At 40.9% G+C, this 15,893-nt stretch carries 19 protein-coding genes; all 19 read left to right on the top strand.

The window, feature by feature from the left end; all coding sequences use genetic code 11:
* Positions 1-35 precede the first annotated feature (35 nt).
* The 19 genes from trmFO (at position 36) to fliL (ending at position 15,881) form a co-directional block, all read left to right on the top strand.
* The gene (trmFO, locus tag AC0DBE_RS06565) at positions 36-1,343 is read left to right on the top strand and encodes an FADH(2)-oxidizing methylenetetrahydrofolate--tRNA-(uracil(54)-C(5))-methyltransferase TrmFO (protein ID WP_014113783.1); all 1,308 of its coding nucleotides are present in this window, start codon (positions 36-38) and stop codon (positions 1,341-1,343) included.
* Between the two features lie 67 nt (positions 1,344-1,410).
* Complete coding sequence (xerC, locus tag AC0DBE_RS06560) at positions 1,411-2,325, top strand: tyrosine recombinase XerC (RefSeq protein ID WP_014113784.1); 915 nt, start codon at positions 1,411-1,413, stop codon at positions 2,323-2,325.
* 12 nt (positions 2,326-2,337) lie between these two features.
* A complete protein-coding gene (gene clpQ / locus AC0DBE_RS06555) occupies positions 2,338-2,883 on the top strand; it encodes an ATP-dependent protease subunit ClpQ (RefSeq protein WP_003238555.1) in 546 nt (181 codons plus the stop codon).
* A gap of 16 nt (positions 2,884-2,899) precedes the next feature.
* Entirely contained in the window at positions 2,900-4,303 is a 1,404-nt protein-coding gene (gene hslU / locus AC0DBE_RS06550; protein WP_472961516.1) for an HslU--HslV peptidase ATPase subunit, read from the top strand.
* A gap of 39 nt (positions 4,304-4,342) precedes the next feature.
* Positions 4,343-5,122, top strand: coding sequence for a GTP-sensing pleiotropic transcriptional regulator CodY (gene codY, locus AC0DBE_RS06545; protein WP_003220850.1), 780 nt, complete (start codon positions 4,343-4,345; stop codon positions 5,120-5,122).
* A gap of 382 nt (positions 5,123-5,504) precedes the next feature.
* Positions 5,505-5,894 (top strand): flagellar basal body rod protein FlgB, encoded by a 390-nt coding sequence (gene flgB / locus AC0DBE_RS06540; protein WP_014113786.1) that lies wholly within the window; start codon positions 5,505-5,507, stop codon positions 5,892-5,894.
* Positions 5,894-6,346, top strand: a complete 453-nt coding sequence (gene flgC / locus AC0DBE_RS06535) for a flagellar basal body rod protein FlgC (RefSeq protein ID WP_014113787.1) — start codon at positions 5,894-5,896, stop codon at positions 6,344-6,346. The genes flgB and flgC overlap by 1 nt, the downstream gene beginning before the upstream one ends.
* A gap of 11 nt (positions 6,347-6,357) precedes the next feature.
* A complete protein-coding gene (fliE, locus tag AC0DBE_RS06530) occupies positions 6,358-6,678 on the top strand; it encodes a flagellar hook-basal body complex protein FliE (protein ID WP_003238544.1) in 321 nt (106 codons plus the stop codon).
* Positions 6,679-6,723: 45 nt separating this feature from the next.
* Positions 6,724-8,334: a flagellar basal-body MS-ring/collar protein FliF gene (gene fliF, locus AC0DBE_RS06525; protein ID WP_080010075.1), complete on the top strand. Its 1,611-nt coding sequence runs from the start codon at positions 6,724-6,726 to the stop codon at positions 8,332-8,334.
* A gap of 12 nt (positions 8,335-8,346) precedes the next feature.
* The gene (gene fliG / locus AC0DBE_RS06520) at positions 8,347-9,363 is read left to right on the top strand and encodes a flagellar motor switch protein FliG (protein ID WP_003220860.1); all 1,017 of its coding nucleotides are present in this window, start codon (positions 8,347-8,349) and stop codon (positions 9,361-9,363) included.
* The gene (gene fliH, locus AC0DBE_RS06515) at positions 9,356-10,108 is read left to right on the top strand and encodes a flagellar assembly protein FliH (RefSeq protein WP_439846033.1); all 753 of its coding nucleotides are present in this window, start codon (positions 9,356-9,358) and stop codon (positions 10,106-10,108) included. The genes fliG and fliH overlap by 8 nt, the downstream gene beginning before the upstream one ends.
* Positions 10,105-11,421 (top strand): flagellar protein export ATPase FliI, encoded by a 1,317-nt coding sequence (fliI, locus tag AC0DBE_RS06510; protein ID WP_041520951.1) that lies wholly within the window; start codon positions 10,105-10,107, stop codon positions 11,419-11,421. The genes fliH and fliI overlap by 4 nt, the downstream gene beginning before the upstream one ends.
* Positions 11,422-11,423: 2 nt before the next feature.
* A complete protein-coding gene (gene fliJ / locus AC0DBE_RS06505) occupies positions 11,424-11,867 on the top strand; it encodes a flagellar export protein FliJ (protein ID WP_003220866.1) in 444 nt (147 codons plus the stop codon).
* A gap of 11 nt (positions 11,868-11,878) precedes the next feature.
* On the top strand, positions 11,879-12,493 hold the full coding sequence (locus AC0DBE_RS06500; protein ID WP_014113791.1) for a MotE family protein: 615 nt from the start codon (positions 11,879-11,881) through the stop codon (positions 12,491-12,493).
* Between the two features lie 12 nt (positions 12,494-12,505).
* Positions 12,506-13,969 (top strand): flagellar hook-length control protein FliK, encoded by a 1,464-nt coding sequence (locus AC0DBE_RS06495; protein WP_014113792.1) that lies wholly within the window; start codon positions 12,506-12,508, stop codon positions 13,967-13,969.
* Complete coding sequence (gene flgD / locus AC0DBE_RS06490; protein WP_014113793.1) at positions 13,966-14,388, top strand: flagellar hook assembly protein FlgD; 423 nt, start codon at positions 13,966-13,968, stop codon at positions 14,386-14,388. The genes AC0DBE_RS06495 and flgD overlap by 4 nt, the downstream gene beginning before the upstream one ends.
* Positions 14,389-14,409: 21 nt before the next feature.
* Complete coding sequence (gene flgG, locus AC0DBE_RS06485) at positions 14,410-15,204, top strand: flagellar basal body rod protein FlgG (RefSeq protein ID WP_014113794.1); 795 nt, start codon at positions 14,410-14,412, stop codon at positions 15,202-15,204.
* Positions 15,205-15,243: 39 nt separating this feature from the next.
* Positions 15,244-15,459 carry a swarming motility protein SwrD gene (gene swrD, locus AC0DBE_RS06480; protein ID WP_003220876.1) on the top strand — a complete coding sequence of 72 codons (216 nt, stop codon included), beginning with the start codon at positions 15,244-15,246 and terminating at the stop codon, positions 15,457-15,459.
* Positions 15,456-15,881, top strand: coding sequence for a flagellar basal body-associated protein FliL (fliL, locus tag AC0DBE_RS06475; RefSeq protein WP_014113795.1), 426 nt, complete (start codon positions 15,456-15,458; stop codon positions 15,879-15,881). The genes swrD and fliL overlap by 4 nt, the downstream gene beginning before the upstream one ends.
* Positions 15,882-15,893: the final 12 nt, after the last annotated feature.

Below are 15,893 nucleotides of genomic sequence, written 5' to 3'. Positions count from 1 at the left end.
GAAGGCCTTGAATAATAAACTAGGAGATGTGAAAGATGAACCAACAAACAGTGAATGTAATCGGAGCCGGACTCGCAGGAAGTGAAGCGGCGTGGCAGCTTGCCAAACGGGGGATTCAAGTCAGATTATATGAAATGCGCCCTGTTAAACAAACGCCTGCGCACCATACAGATAAATTTGCCGAGCTTGTGTGCAGCAACTCTCTGCGTTCCAATACGCTTGCTAACGCTGTCGGTGTATTAAAGGAAGAAATGCGGGCGCTTGATTCAGCCATCATCGCGGCTGCTGACGAATGTTCGGTGCCTGCTGGCGGTGCTCTCGCAGTAGACCGTCATGAATTTGCCGCAAGTGTGACAAATCGGGTGAAAAATCATCCAAACGTAACCGTTATTAATGAAGAAGTGACTGGAATTCCTGAAGGTCCTACCATTATCGCAACGGGTCCGTTAACATCTGAATCACTGTCTGCCCAACTGAAGGAGCTAACTGGCGAGGACTATCTGTATTTTTATGACGCAGCGGCGCCAATTGTAGAAAAAGACAGCCTTGATATGGATAAAGTGTACTTGAAATCTCGTTATGATAAAGGTGAAGCGGCATATTTGAACTGCCCGATGACAGAAGAAGAGTTTGACCGTTTTCATGAAGCATTAACATCAGCAGAAACAGTTCCATTAAAAGAGTTTGAAAAAGAAATTTTCTTTGAAGGCTGCATGCCGATTGAGGTCATGGCAAAACGGGGAAAGAAAACAATGCTTTTCGGACCGATGAAACCTGTTGGATTAGAGCATCCTGTTACAGGAAAACGTCCACATGCTGTCGTTCAGCTCAGACAGGATGATGCAGCGGGAACACTCTATAATATTGTAGGATTCCAGACTCATTTAAAATGGGGAGACCAAAAGGAAGTTCTCAAATTGATTCCAGGGCTTGAAAATGTAGAAATCGTCAGATACGGCGTGATGCACAGAAATACATTCATTAACTCTCCAAGCCTGTTAAAGCCGACATATCAATTTAAAAATCGCAGTGATTTGTTCTTTGCAGGCCAAATGACGGGAGTAGAAGGATATGTGGAATCCGCTGCCTCAGGACTGGTAGCAGGTATTAATGCGGCTAAACTTGTTTTAGGAGAAGAGCTTGTCACTTTCCCTCAGGAAACAACAATAGGCAGTATGGCACACTATATTACAACAACAAACCAGAAGAACTTCCAGCCGATGAATGCAAACTTTGGGCTTTTAAAAGAATTGCCTGTTAAAATTAAAAATAAAAAAGAGCGTAATGAACAATACGCGAACCGTGCAATCGAGACAATTCAAACAATTTCGAAAACAATATAGGTATTGATTGCAACCTGAACGCGATTTGTGATACCATTTAAAAGCCCTTCCTGGGGAGGTATTAGGCATGGAGAATGTTAAGAATTTCGTAAAGTTATTCGTTGAATATTTACAAATTGAAAAAAATTATTCACAATATACTATTGTGAATTATGTGGATTCAATTGAAGAATTCGAGACTTTCCTGCGCGTTCAAGGTATAAATGGATTTGAAAAAGCTGCATATCAAGATACTAGGATTTTTTTGACAGAAGCCTATGAAAAAGGTTTATCGAGAAGAACAATAAGCAAAAAGATATCTGCATTAAGAAGCTTTTATAAGTTTCTGATGCGGGAAAAACTTGTTGAAGAAAATCCGTTTCAGCTTGTTCATCTGCCGAAACAAGAGAAACGAATACCAAAGTTTCTATATCAAAAAGAGCTTGAGGAGCTGTTTGAAGTTTCAGATATAAGCCAGCCGACCGGAATGAGGGATCAAGCGCTGTTAGAGCTTCTCTATGCCACCGGAATGAGGGTCAGTGAATGCTGTTCCATAACTGTTAACGACGTTGACTTGTTTATGGACACTGTGCTTGTTCACGGTAAAGGCAAGAAGCAGCGCTATATCCCCTTTGGGTCTTACGCCCGCGAAGCGTTGAAGGTTTATATGAATAGCGGAAGACAGTGCTTGCTGATGAAAGCAAAAGAACCTCATGATCTATTATTCGTAAATCAAAGAGGCGGACCGCTTACAGCCCGAGGCATCAGGCATATTTTAAGCGGGCTTGTTCAAAAAGCGTCCGGCACTTTACATATCCATCCGCATATGCTTCGACATACGTTCGCCACTCATCTGTTAAACGAAGGGGCAGATTTGAGAAGCGTTCAGGAACTGCTCGGGCATTCCAATCTGTCTTCGACACAGATATACACGCACGTTTCGAAGGAAATGTTGAGAAACACATATATGTCTCACCATCCAAGAGCTTTTAAGAAAAATTAAAGGAGGCCCTTTATGTCATCTTTTCATGCGACCACAATATTTGCCGTACAGCATAAGGGACGAAGCGCTATGTCCGGAGACGGCCAAGTGACATTTGGTCAGGCTGTTGTCATGAAACACACTGCAAGAAAAGTGAGGAAACTGTTTAACGGTAAGGTTCTTGCCGGGTTTGCAGGATCTGTTGCAGACGCTTTCACATTATTCGAAAAGTTTGAAGCTAAGCTTGAAGAATATAACGGCAACTTAAAACGGGCAGCTGTTGAGCTTGCGAAGGAATGGCGTAGCGATAAAGTGCTTAGAAAGCTTGAAGCCATGCTGATTGTTATGAATCAGGATACTTTGCTTCTCGTATCGGGAACAGGCGAGGTGATCGAACCAGATGACGGCATTCTCGCGATTGGATCAGGAGGCAATTACGCTCTGGCAGCCGGAAGAGCTTTGAAAAAGCATGCCGGTGAAAGCATGTCTGCAAGTGAGATTGCTAGAGCCGCGTTAGAAACAGCAGGCGAAATTTGTGTTTACACGAACGATCAAATCATACTGGAAGAGCTTGAATAGAAAGGACTTGAGGCGCATGGAAAAACAACCGTTAACACCAAGACAGATTGTAGATCGGTTAGACCAATATATTGTCGGTCAGCAAAACGCGAAAAAAGCTGTCGCCGTGGCATTAAGAAACCGCTATAGAAGAAGTCTTCTGGATGAAAAGCTGAAGGACGAGGTCGTTCCGAAAAACATTTTAATGATGGGGCCTACCGGCGTTGGGAAAACTGAAATTGCAAGACGAATCGCCAAGCTTTCAGGTGCGCCATTTATCAAAATTGAAGCAACAAAATTTACTGAAGTCGGCTATGTAGGCAGAGATGTTGAATCAATGGTCAGAGACCTTGTGGAAACTTCTGTTCGGCTTATAAAAGAAGAGAAAATGAATGAAGTAAAGGAGCAGGCAGAAGAAAATGCAAACAAACGCATTGTTCGTCTGTTGGTTCCTGGGAAGAAAAAACAATCAGGCGTTAAAAATCCGTTTGAAATGTTTTTTGGCGGCAGCCAGCCGAACGGTGAAGATGAGGCGGAGAGCCAGGAAGAAGCAAACATTGAAGAAAAAAGAAATCGCATGGCGCATCAGCTGGCTTTAGGAGAGCTCGAAGACTACTATGTAACAGTAGAAGTCGAAGAGCAGCAGCCTTCTATGTTTGACATGCTGCAGGGCTCGGGTATGGAGCAGATGGGCATGAATATGCAAGATGCGCTGAGCGGATTAATGCCAAAGAAAAAGAAACGGCGCAAAATGACAGTCAGAGAAGCCAGAAAAGTCCTGACGAATGAAGAAGCAAGCAAACTCATCGATATGGATGAAGTCAGCCAGGAAGCTGTTCAGAGAGCAGAAGAGAGCGGAATTATCTTTATCGACGAGATTGATAAAATTGCAAAAAACGGCGGCGCGTCATCTTCTGCCGATGTATCTAGAGAAGGCGTTCAGCGGGACATCCTCCCAATCGTTGAGGGTTCAACCGTTGTCACTAAATATGGTTCGGTAAAAACAGACCATGTGTTATTTATTGCAGCAGGAGCGTTTCATATGGCCAAACCGTCAGATTTGATTCCTGAACTGCAGGGGCGTTTCCCGATTCGTGTAGAACTGAGCAAACTCACGGTAGACGACTTCGTGAGAATTTTGATTGAGCCTGATAATGCACTGCTGAAACAATATCAGGCATTATTGCAGACAGAAGGTATATCTCTTGAATTTTCTGACGAAGCTATTCATAAGATTGCTGAAGTTGCTTATCATGTGAACCAGGACACAGATAATATCGGTGCGAGACGCCTTCATACAATACTTGAACGCTTATTAGAAGATCTGTCGTTTGAAGCTCCTGATGTAACAATGGAGAAAATAACGATTACACCACAGTATGTCGAAGAAAAGCTCGGAACGATAGCAAAAAACAAAGATTTAAGTCAATTTATTTTGTGAAAAATTTAATAAGAGGAACGTTTAGGAGGATTATTTATCATGGCTTTATTACAAAAAACACGAATTATTAACTCCATGCTGCAAGCTGCGGCAGGGAAACCGGTAAACTTCAAGGAAATGGCGGAGACGCTGCGGGATGTAATTGATTCCAATATTTTCGTTGTAAGCCGCAGAGGTAAGCTCCTTGGATATTCTATTAACCAGCAAATTGAAAATGATCGCATGAAAAAAATGCTTGAGGATCGTCAATTCCCTGAAGAATATACGAAAAATCTGTTTAATGTCCCTGAAACATCTTCTAACTTGGACATTAATAGTGAATATACTGCTTTTCCTGTTGAAAACAGAGACCTGTTCCAAGCTGGTTTAACAACAATTGTACCGATCATCGGAGGCGGAGAAAGATTAGGAACACTCATTCTTTCACGTTTACAGGATCAATTTAATGACGATGACTTAATTCTCGCTGAATACGGCGCTACAGTTGTCGGTATGGAGATCCTGAGAGAAAAAGCAGAAGAAATCGAAGAGGAAGCAAGAAGCAAAGCTGTCGTTCAAATGGCTATCAGTTCTCTTTCTTACAGTGAGCTTGAAGCAATTGAGCACATTTTTGAAGAGCTTGACGGAAACGAAGGTCTTCTCGTTGCAAGTAAAATCGCTGACCGCGTCGGCATTACCCGTTCTGTTATTGTGAACGCACTCAGAAAGCTGGAAAGCGCGGGTGTTATCGAGTCAAGATCATTAGGAATGAAAGGTACTTATATCAAAGTCCTAAACAATAAATTCCTAATCGAATTAGAAAATCTAAAATCTCATTAATCACGCAAAGAACCCCCCTCTTAAGGGGTTCTTTTTTTATTTCAAATAAAGGAAATCAATAAGCTTTATTTCCTGGGTTGAAAGTCTTTCTTTGTAATAATTTTAATAAATCTCATAAATTTCTTCAAAAAGACTCAAAAATGACGAAAAGAATATAGAAAAAACAGAAATTCTGCTATTTTCAGGCTTATATTAAGGCGGGGAATGTAGTTCTAACAATCTAGGACTATATACCTAGTTGTAAAATAGATAATTGTGAGGACATTTTTTTACACGATCTTCATAGACTTTATGCCTGTTATTTCTTACAATAAGCATATAGTTTTACAATTCTCGACAAGGATATTGAGGGTGAAAAAAACTGAAATGGAGGTAAGTGGATTTGAGCTTATTTTCTGGAACGATACAAAATCTTGAAAATGCCTTGGGCAGAGCGAATATTAAGCAAAAAGTCATAACTAATAATATTGCTAATATAGATACACCGAACTATAAGGCAAAAAAAGTCTCTTTCCAAAATTTATTAGATCAAGAATCCTCTCGTCTTGAAGCGATAAAAACAGACTATCGTCATATTGATTTTTCTGGTACTGATTCGAATTATTCAATTGTAACGAGCGGAGATACATCGTATCAGCAAAACGGAAACAATGTTGACGTTGACAAAGAGATGACAGAATTGGCACAAAATCAAATCAATTATCAAGCTTTAGTTGAAAGAATGAACGGTAAATTTAATTCGCTGAAGACCGTATTAACAGGAGGAAAATGATGACAGCTTTTCATAGCTTAAATGTTTCAGCATCTGCTTTAACAGCTCAGCGAGTCAGAATGGACGTTGTATCGTCTAACTTGGCAAATATGGATACGACAAGAGCTAAGCAGGTGAACGGAGAGTGGGTGCCTTACAGAAGAAAAATGGTTTCCCTCCAGTCAAAAGGTGAATCGTTCTCTTCTATACTCAATTCTCAAATGAGCGGAAGCGGCAATGCTGGAAACGGTGTAAAGGTTTCTAAAATTACGGAAGATGATTCAGAATTTAATCTTGTCTATGATCCGACAGACCCTGATGCAAACGCTGAAGGATATGTACAAAAGCCTAATGTTGATCCGTTGAAAGAAATGGTTGACCTTGTCAGCAGCACAAGATCATATGAGGCGAATGTCACAGCGATGAATGCCACAAAGGGAATGCTGATGAAGGCGTTAGAAATCGGAAAGTAAGGTGAATGAAAGTGATTAATGCAATTTCTCCTTTTCAGGTTCAAAATACTCAAAACACTCAAAATGCAACAAATCAAGTAAACAATAGCCAAAAAACAGATTCTTCAAATCAAACAAGCTTTTCGGAGCTTTTAAAAAACTCTATTAGTTCGTTAAATGAGTCCCAAGTAGCTTCTGACAACATGACTAATGCCTTGGCTGCAGGAAAAGATGTAAATCTTGATGAGGTCATGATCGCCGCTCAAAAAGCAAGCATCTCTCTAACTGCAGCAACAGAGTTCCGCAATAAAGCTGTGGAAGCTTATCAGGAGATTATGAGAATGCAAATGTAGGGGGTCTGACGATTAAGAGAAAGAGTGGAATGACCGGGGGTTAACATGAATCGTACTCTAATGCAAATGAAAAACAAAACGAGTGAGTTTTGGAAAAATAGATCTAAATTACAAAAGGTTTTAATGATTAGTGCTTTAGCGGCAATTATTATTATTGGAATTATTATTAGTGTTTTTGCTTCAAGTTCTAAAATGGCGCCGCTATACAAGGATCTGTCTGCCGAAGAAGCAGGGCAAATCAAAGAAGAACTGGATGCGAAAAAAGTGCCAAACGAACTTTCGAATGGCGGTACAGTGATTAGTGTTCCAGAGGATCAGGTTGATTCTTTGAAAGTGCAGCTGGCTGCAGAAGGACTTCCCAAAACTGGATCAATTGACTATTCATTTTTTGGGCAGAATGCCGGCTTTGGTTTGACAGACAATGAGTTTGATATGGTGAAAGTGAAAGCCACACAGACAGAACTGTCAAATTTGATCAATGAAATGGACGGTATCAAAAATTCAAAAGTAATGATTAACCTCCCGAAAGACGCTGTGTTTGTCGGTGAGGAGCAATCTGCAGCATCCGCATCAATCGTTCTGCAGATTCAGCCGGGCTATACACTTGAGCAAAGCCAGATCAACGGATTGTATCATCTGGTATCGAAAAGTGTGCCGAACTTAAAAGAAGATAACATCGTGATCATGGACCAAAATTCTACATACTACGACAAATCAGACAGCGATGCAGGGTCCTACGCGGATAGTTATTCTTCTCAGCAAGGAATTAAGTCCCAAGTTGAAAAAGACATTCAAAAACATGTTCAGTCACTGCTTGGAACAATGATGGGCCAAGATAAAGTCGTTGTCTCTGTTACAGCAGACATTGATTTCACAAAAGAAAATCGCACAGAAGACATTGTCGAACCTGTTGATAAAGAAAACATGGAAGGCATTGCAGTTAGCGCTGAAAAGGTATCTGAAACATACCAGGGTGACGGTGCAGCCAATGGCGGAACTGCCGGAACCGGCGACGAAGATGTAACAAATTATAAAGCTGACGGTGAAAATGCCGAAAGCGGGAACTACGAAAAAAGCAGCAATAAAATCAATTACGAGGTTAACCGAATCCATAAAGAAATCGCTGAAAGCCCTTATAAGGTCAGAGATTTAGGGATTCAAGTAATGGTTGAGCCGCCTGATGCCAAAAATACAGCGTCGCTATCAACTGAAAGACAGGATGATATACAAAAAATCCTCTCAACTGTAGTCAGAACATCATTAGATAAGGATGCAACAACAAACCAGAATCTTTCTGATGAAGATATTAATAATAAAATTGTGGTCTCCGTTCAGCCATTTGACGGGAAAGTCAACTTGGATACAAATACGGAAAAATCTTCAGGTATCCCGCTGTGGGCATATATCGTAGGCGGTGTTTTAATCGCAGCGATCATTGTTCTGATCATTATGCTTGTCAGAAAGAAACGGGCGCAAGAGGATGAATTTGAGGAATATGAGTATGAGGTTCCTCAAGAACCAATCAATTTGCCTGATATCAATGAAGAGGAAAATGAAACAGCGGAAACAGTCAGACGAAAACAGCTTGAAAAGATGGCGAAAGACAAGCCGGAAGATTTTGCAAAACTGCTGAGAAGCTGGCTGGCCGAGGATTAGGAGGAATTAGAAATGGCGAGACGTGATCAAGATAAGCTTACAGGAAAACAAAAAGCAGCCATTCTCATGATTTCCTTGGGGTTAGATGTGTCAGCTTCTGTATATAAGCACTTAACCGATGAAGAAATTGAAAGGCTTACCCTGGAAATATCAGGTGTTCGAAGTGTCGATCATCAAAAAAAGGATGAAATAATAGAAGAATTTCATAATATAGCCATTGCGCAAGATTATATTTCTCAAGGCGGCCTAAGCTATGCGAGACAAGTTCTTGAAAAGGCGCTTGGTGAGAATAAGGCGGAAAACATTCTAAACAGGCTGACTTCTTCTTTACAAGTTAAACCATTTGATTTTGCCAGAAAAGCGGAGCCCGAACAAATTTTGAATTTTATACAGCAAGAGCATCCGCAGACGATGGCTTTAATCTTGTCTTATTTAGATCCTGTGCAAGCTGGGCAAATTTTATCCGAGCTGAATCCTGAAGTACAGGCTGAGGTTGCGAGAAGAATCGCGGTCATGGACAGAACGTCTCCTGAAATTATTAATGAGGTAGAACGGATTCTGGAACAAAAATTATCTTCTGCATTTACTCAGGATTATACACAAACAGGCGGAATTGAAGCTGTTGTTGAAGTGTTAAACGGGGTAGACAGAGGAACAGAGAAGACGATCTTGGATTCATTGGAAATTCAGGATCCTGATCTTGCTGAAGAAATTAAAAAGCGGATGTTTGTCTTCGAAGATATTGTTACACTTGATAACCGCGCAATTCAGAGAGTCATTCGCGATGTTGAGAACGACGATCTGCTCCTTTCATTAAAGGTTGCAAGCGAAGAAGTCAAAGAAATTGTATTCAACAATATGTCACAGCGTATGGTTGAAACCTTTAAAGAAGAAATGGAATTTATGGGCCCTGTACGTTTGAAAGATGTAGAAGAAGCTCAATCAAGAATTGTAAGCATCGTCAGAAAGCTTGAAGAAGCCGGAGAAATTGTGATAGCAAGAGGCGGAGGGGACGATATTATTGTCTAATATCATTAAACAAGAATCATCTTTTTCTCCACAAAAGGAAAGAAGAAAACTCTCTGTACAAGAGGTGCGTATCGATCATTCTCATCTTTTGCAGGCTGAAGAGAACCCAGAAGCGCTTATGGCTCGAGTGAAAGAGGAAGCTGACCGGATTTCTGAGCAGGCAAACAGCCATATAGAAAATATTCGCCGTCAAATTGAGCAGGAAAAAAATGATTGGTCGGCTGAAAAACAGAAGCTTATTGAGGAAGCAAAAGCCGAGGGCTTTGAACAAGGTGTGGCATTAGGAAAAGCTGAGGCGCTTCAACAGTATGGCGAGCTGATCGACCAAGCAAACAGCATAACTGAAATGTCCAGAAAAGCTGTTGAGAATAAGCTTGAAGACGCTAATGAAGAAATCGTTGAGCTTGCCGTTGCACTAGCTAAAAAAGTTTGGCAGCAAAAATCTGATGATAAAGAGGCTTTTCTCCTGCTAGTGAAACAGGTCATAAACGAAGTAAAGGAATATGACGATATCTCAATATATGTGGATCCATATTACTATGAGACAGTCTTTCAGCAAAAGGATGAAATTCAGCAGCTGCTTTATAAAGAATGCCGGCTTGGCATATATGCTGATGAAAAAGCTCAAAAAGGATCTTGTTATATTGAAACACCTTTTGGCAGGGTAGATGCGAGTGTTGACACACAATTGATGCAATTGAAAGATAAACTTCTGACAGCGCTGGAAGCGGGTGCAGCTGAATGAAGACACAGAGTCTGATAGATTGCATAGAAATGACGGACTCGTATAAACGGTACGGAAAAGTCAAGCGGGTGATCGGCCTGATGATTGAATCAAAAGGGCCTGCAAGCTCAATTGGCGACGTGTGCCTGATTTATGCAAAAGGGCAATCTGGGAACGTCATAAAAGCTGAGGTTGTCGGCTTCCAGGAAGAAAATATTTTGCTTATGCCTTATTTAGAGGCTGCAAGCATTGCACCCGGCAGCATTGTAGAAGCCACCGGTGAATCTCTTCGGGTTAAAGTCGGAGCCGGGCTGATCGGACAAGTCATCGATGCTTTTGGAGAGCCGCTTGACGGCAAGCTTTTGCCGAAAGGGCTTTCGCCTGTATCGACGGAGCAATCACCGCCCAATCCGATGAAACGGCCGCCTATCCGTGAAAAGATGGGTGTCGGAGTCAGATCAATTGACAGCTTGCTGACAGTCGGTAAAGGCCAGCGGATTGGCATTTTTGCAGGAAGCGGTGTCGGAAAAAGCACACTAATGGGGATGATCGCCAAGCAGACAGAGGCTGACTTAAACGTCATTGCACTTGTTGGGGAACGCGGGCGAGAGGTTAGGGAGTTTATTGAAAAAGATCTTGGGGATGAGGGTCTGAAACGATCGATTGTAGTCGTTGCCACCTCAGATCAGCCAGCACTAATGAGATTGAAAGCGGCATATACAGCAACGGCAATTGCTGAGTATTTCCGCGATAAAGGCCAAAATGTCATGTTTATGATGGATTCTGTTACAAGGGTGGCAATGGCGCAGCGTGAGATTGGACTGGCCGCCGGAGAGCCTCCGACGACAAAAGGCTATACACCTTCTGTGTTCGCTATTTTACCTCGTTTATTAGAACGAACGGGTGCAAATGAGCACGGAACCATTACCGCGTTTTATACAGTATTGGTAGACGGGGATGACATGAATGAGCCGATTGCTGACACTGTTCGCGGAATTTTAGACGGACATATTGTATTGGACAGGGCGCTTGCCAATAAAGGCCAGTTTCCTGCAGTTAATATACTAAAAAGCATCAGCAGGGTGATGTCAAACATATCGACAAGGCAACACCTAGATGCAGCAAATAAATTCCGTGAACTTTTATCGACATATCAAAATTCGGAAGATCTCATTAATATCGGAGCTTACAAAAGAGGATCCTCAAGAGAAATTGATGAAGCGATACAATTTTATCCGCAACTTATTCAATTTTTAAAACAGGGAACAGACGAATCAGCATTATTAGAAGAAAGTATTGCTGCATTAACTAGTTTGACAGGAAATGAGGAATAAACGTGGCTTATCAATTTAGATTCCAGAAGCTGCTGGAACTAAAAGAAAATGAGAAAGATCAATCCTTATCCGAATATCAGCAATCCGTTTCTGAATTTGAAAACGTTGCTGAAAAGTTATATGAGAATATGAGCAAAAAGGAATTGCTTGAACAAGATAAGGAAAAGAAATTGAAAAGCGGCATGAGTGTACAAGAAATGAGGCATTACCAGCAATTTGTCTCAAATCTTGAAAATACGATTTATCACTACCAAAAGCTAGTTATTATGAAAAGAAATCAAATGAATCAAAAACAAGAAATTTTGACAGAGAAAAATATTGAAGTGAAAAAGTTTGAAAAAATGCGTGAAAAACAGTTTAAAATGTTTGCTATTGAAGACAAAGCTGCAGAGATGAAAGAAATGGATGATATTTCGATTAAGCAGTTTATGATTCAAGGCCATTAGGAGCGAATGTAATGTCCGGCAAAAAGAAAGAATCAGGTAAGTTCCGTTCGGTTTTGCTTATCATTATCCTTCCGCTGATGTTTCTTCTAATCGCAGGGGGGATTGTTCTTTGGGCTGCTGGTGTCAATGTTTTAAAGCCGATACAGGAAGCGGCGGCAAAAACGCCGGTTCTAAAAGAATTGGTTCCTGAAACCGAAAATAAAAAAGACACAGCATCAAGTAAGGATAGCAGTAATACGGCAGCTCTGGAAAAGACCATTAAGGATCAAAAAAGTGAAATCAGTATATTGAATAAAGATTTAGAAACGAGTAAATCTGAAATCGACAGACTCAATCAAAAGATCCGTTCACTTGAAAAGACGGCGGAGGATCAAAAAAAGTCATCAAAAGATAATACTGAAAATGCATCAGGCTCGAATTCTTCTTCTGAAAATGACAAAGTGATCAGTGTATATAAAAGCATGGACAGCGGAAAGGCCGCTAAAATTATTGCCCAATTAAAGGAGCAAGAAGCGCTGAAAATATTGAATGGCCTAAGCAAAAAGCAGCTTGCTGACATATTGGCGAAGATGACTCCTGAGCAAGCAGCAACTTATACAGAAAAAATTGCTGCCAGCCAAGAATAGGGGGAATTAAAGGTGAAGCTGCTTGAATTGGCAGGACCTTTGCTGCAAACCACAGCGGGTACTGCGGCTAAAACCATGAAAAGCAACCAGGGAGTTTTTCAAAACTGGCTTATGTCTGAGACCGGATTGAGTGAACTCTCAGAACAAGGAAAGGGAGCTCCTGATTTCAGTGATCAGCTTTTAGCAGATGCGCTTAAAAAAATCAGTGATTGGCTAAATGCAAGTCCTGAAGATCAAGACAAACAAAAAGCGGAACTTCTGCAAACATTAAGCAAACTAACAGGGAAGCAGTTGGATGAAACCGCTCAGCAAATGCTGCAGCATCTGTTGCAAGCAGTTGAATCAAAAATGTCCGGCGGGATGGATCAATTACTCGCTGAAGCGGAAAAAATCATTTCAGAAGGTAAAACGGCTCTTGCTGCCAATGATTCTGCTGCAGACATTAATGGAGAACTGAAGTTTGATACAGAGCAACCAAATCAGGAGAATGAAGTATCTGAGGATGATAAAGAACTTGTCCTTATCCAGATGTTCATTAGTCAGCTGCTAGAAGGGAATAAGCTGTCTGACCGTGGGAATAGCAATGAAGCTCATGTCATTTATCAGAATAGAGATCAATTTCTTTCTGCATTAGAAAAAAAGGGCGTATCTCAGCAGCTGATTCAGGATCTTAAACAGCAAATATTCACTAAAGATGAGTCAAGTTCAAAACTTTATTCGATGACAGCGTCAGAGCTGAAAAGTTTTCAAAGCTTAATGGAACAAATGTCTATGCTTCCTCAAAAAGGGACTAAAGAATGGAATTTAGCTGAAAGTCAGCTGAAAGCTTTCTTGTTATCGAAATCATCCGAATCATCGCAAGACTTTGGAAAGCGTGTCCTCGCACCGCTCTCGCAACACTCATCCAGCAAAAGTGCATCCGATGTTTCTGGAAGTATTCAGCCTGTAGATAGTAAATCAGGACTCCAAATGCTGTTTTCAGGATACCGGGGCACTGGAGGAGTTCAAACACTTGATCTGCACCAGCTCTCATCTGATTTACCGGCTGCCGAAACAAAAACGGTGGCTGATCAAGTGATCAATGCGTGGAAGCAAATGAAATATACGCCATTCGGCAGATCGACGGGAAGTTTCACCATTCGGCTGAACCCTGAACATTTAGGATTTGTCACAATCAAGCTGACAAATGAAAATGGGATGTTTCAGAGTAAAATCATTGCATCGAGCCAATCAGCAAAAGAACTGCTTGAACAGCATCTTCCTCAGCTGAAGCAATCATTGCCGAATATGGCCGTCCAAATTGACCGTTTTACTCTCCCTGTCCAAAGCGGGGATCAGCCGATATACGGCCAGCTTGCTGATGAACAGAAACAGCAGCAAGAGGGGCAGAGACAGCAAAAACAGAAAAAGCAATCAAATGATTTCGGCGATCTCCTCGATGAAGTGTCGACGGTTGAAATGGAGGAAGAAGAATGACTTCTATAAGTTCAGAATATAAACTGCCTGAAAAAACAAGCACTGTGAAGACTAGCAATAGCAGCTTGGGGAAAGATGAGTTCTTAAAAATATTAATGACCCAAGTCCAAAACCAAGATCCGCTCAACCCGGTTGATGACAAAGAATTTATCAGTCAGATGGCGACTTTTTCAAGCCTGGAGCAAATGATGAACATGAATAAGACCATGACTCAATTCGTTGAAAATCAAGATCCGTTTACTTCGTATGTTGATTGGCTGGGAAAAGAAGTATCTTGGACTGATGGTCAAAGTACTACAGATAAAACTGGCACAGTTAGCTCTGTTAAGCATTCTAAAGGAAACTATTATCTCATTCTGGATGATGGGACCGAGATTAATCCGTGGAATGTAATGTCTGTAGCACAGTCTTCTAAATAAAAAAATCTGGGGGAATTTATTATGTTACGTTCACTTTATTCTGGAATTAGCGGTATGAAAAACTTTCAAACAAAGCTTGACGTTATCGGCAACAACATTGCCAACGTGAATACAGTAGGATTCAAAAAGAGCCGTGTTACCTTTAAAGATATGGTAAGCCAAACGATTGCCGGCGGTTCTGCGGCTGGTGCAACTATCGGCGGTACGAACTCTAAGCAGATCGGTTTAGGTTCATCTTCTGGCACAATTGATACAATTCATTCAACAAGCGCAACACAAAGTACAGGAAGAACACTTGATTTAGCGATTGACGGCGATGGGTACTTTAGAATTGATACAGGCGACGGAACAGCTTATACAAGAGCAGGAAACTTCTATTTAGATAATACCGGAACACTGGTTACAGGTGATGGCTACCATGTATTAAATATGAATGGTGGAACAATTCAAATACCTACAGATGCACAAAGTTTTAGTATTGGTTCTGATGGAAAGGTGTCAATTGTTGATGCAGGCGGTCAAACGCAAGACGGAGGACAAATCGGGATTGTCACTTTTGCAAACAGTGACGGTTTGGATAAAATCGGAAGCAACTTATACCGTGAGTCTTTAAACTCTGGGACTGCCAGTGCAGCCAACCAGCCTGGTGATGGAGGTACAGGTTCACTTAAATCAGGATTTCTCGAAATGTCTAACGTTGATTTAACTGACGAATTTACTGAAATGATCGTTGCCCAGCGCGGATTCCAATCAAACTCAAAAATTATTACAACATCTGATGAAATCCTTCAAGAACTGGTTAACCTTAAACGTTAAGGAGGGAGGGGAGGCGAGTAATCGCTTCTCCGCTGTTTTATGATTAAAGTAACCCGTTTGAATGGGCAGCCCTTTACACTGAATGCGCTATTTATTGAACAGATTGAATGCTTTCCGGATACTACAATCACTCTGTCAAATGGTAAGAAGTTTGTAGTAAAAGAAGATGAAGAAGCTGTTCTGGAAAAGATCGCATCTTTCTACCGAAAAATACAAATATTTTCAATGGATCAAGGAATAGAGGAACCGGAATGAAGAAAAAATTAATTGTAATTTTACTAATTATTCTTATCGTAATTGGTGCTCTCGGGGCGGCGGCTTATTTTGTTTTAGGCGGAAAGTCCGAAGAAAAAAGTGAAGCGAAAAAAAGTATTGATGAAATCGTTGCATCTTCTGTTGATGTAGAAGAGATCACAACAAATTTAAAGTCTGATAACATTATCCGGCTTGCTATTAAACTTGAAACTGACTCTGATAAATCAAAAGAAGAACTTGAAAAACGTGATTTTCAAGTGAAGGATGCTGTGATATCACTGCTGGCTGATACGAATGCTAATGAGATTGAGGGAGACAAGGGAAAAGAAGCCTTTAAGAAGGAACTAAAAGATAAATTAAATAGCTACCTCCAAGAAGGAAAAGTAGAAAAAGTGTATATTACCTCCTTTAATCTGCAATAAACAATCATTTGA

The organism is Bacillus sp. VA15, assembly GCF_055721145.1.
This window is presented reverse-complemented; position numbering and strand designations above follow the sequence as displayed.

What these genes read in the sequence shown, in the direction of transcription:
- trmFO (WP_014113783.1), top strand. Translation starts at nt 36, where the DNA reads ATGAACCAACAAACAGTGAATGTAATCGGAGCCGGACTCGCAGGAAGT.
- xerC (WP_014113784.1), top strand. Translation starts at nt 1,411, where the DNA reads ATGGAGAATGTTAAGAATTTCGTAAAGTTATTCGTTGAATATTTACAA.
- clpQ (WP_003238555.1), top strand. Translation starts at nt 2,338, where the DNA reads ATGTCATCTTTTCATGCGACCACAATATTTGCCGTACAGCATAAGGGA.
- hslU (WP_472961516.1), top strand. Translation starts at nt 2,900, where the DNA reads ATGGAAAAACAACCGTTAACACCAAGACAGATTGTAGATCGGTTAGAC.
- codY (WP_003220850.1), top strand. Translation starts at nt 4,343, where the DNA reads ATGGCTTTATTACAAAAAACACGAATTATTAACTCCATGCTGCAAGCT.
- flgC (WP_014113787.1), top strand. Translation starts at nt 5,894, where the DNA reads ATGACAGCTTTTCATAGCTTAAATGTTTCAGCATCTGCTTTAACAGCT.
- fliF (WP_080010075.1), top strand. Translation starts at nt 6,724, where the DNA reads ATGAATCGTACTCTAATGCAAATGAAAAACAAAACGAGTGAGTTTTGG.
- fliG (WP_003220860.1), top strand. Translation starts at nt 8,347, where the DNA reads ATGGCGAGACGTGATCAAGATAAGCTTACAGGAAAACAAAAAGCAGCC.
- fliI (WP_041520951.1), top strand. Translation starts at nt 10,105, where the DNA reads ATGAAGACACAGAGTCTGATAGATTGCATAGAAATGACGGACTCGTAT.
- AC0DBE_RS06500 (WP_014113791.1), top strand. Translation starts at nt 11,879, where the DNA reads ATGTCCGGCAAAAAGAAAGAATCAGGTAAGTTCCGTTCGGTTTTGCTT.
- flgD (WP_014113793.1), top strand. Translation starts at nt 13,966, where the DNA reads ATGACTTCTATAAGTTCAGAATATAAACTGCCTGAAAAAACAAGCACT.
- flgG (WP_014113794.1), top strand. Translation starts at nt 14,410, where the DNA reads ATGTTACGTTCACTTTATTCTGGAATTAGCGGTATGAAAAACTTTCAA.
- swrD (WP_003220876.1), top strand. Translation starts at nt 15,244, where the DNA reads ATGATTAAAGTAACCCGTTTGAATGGGCAGCCCTTTACACTGAATGCG.
- fliL (WP_014113795.1), top strand. Translation starts at nt 15,456, where the DNA reads ATGAAGAAAAAATTAATTGTAATTTTACTAATTATTCTTATCGTAATT.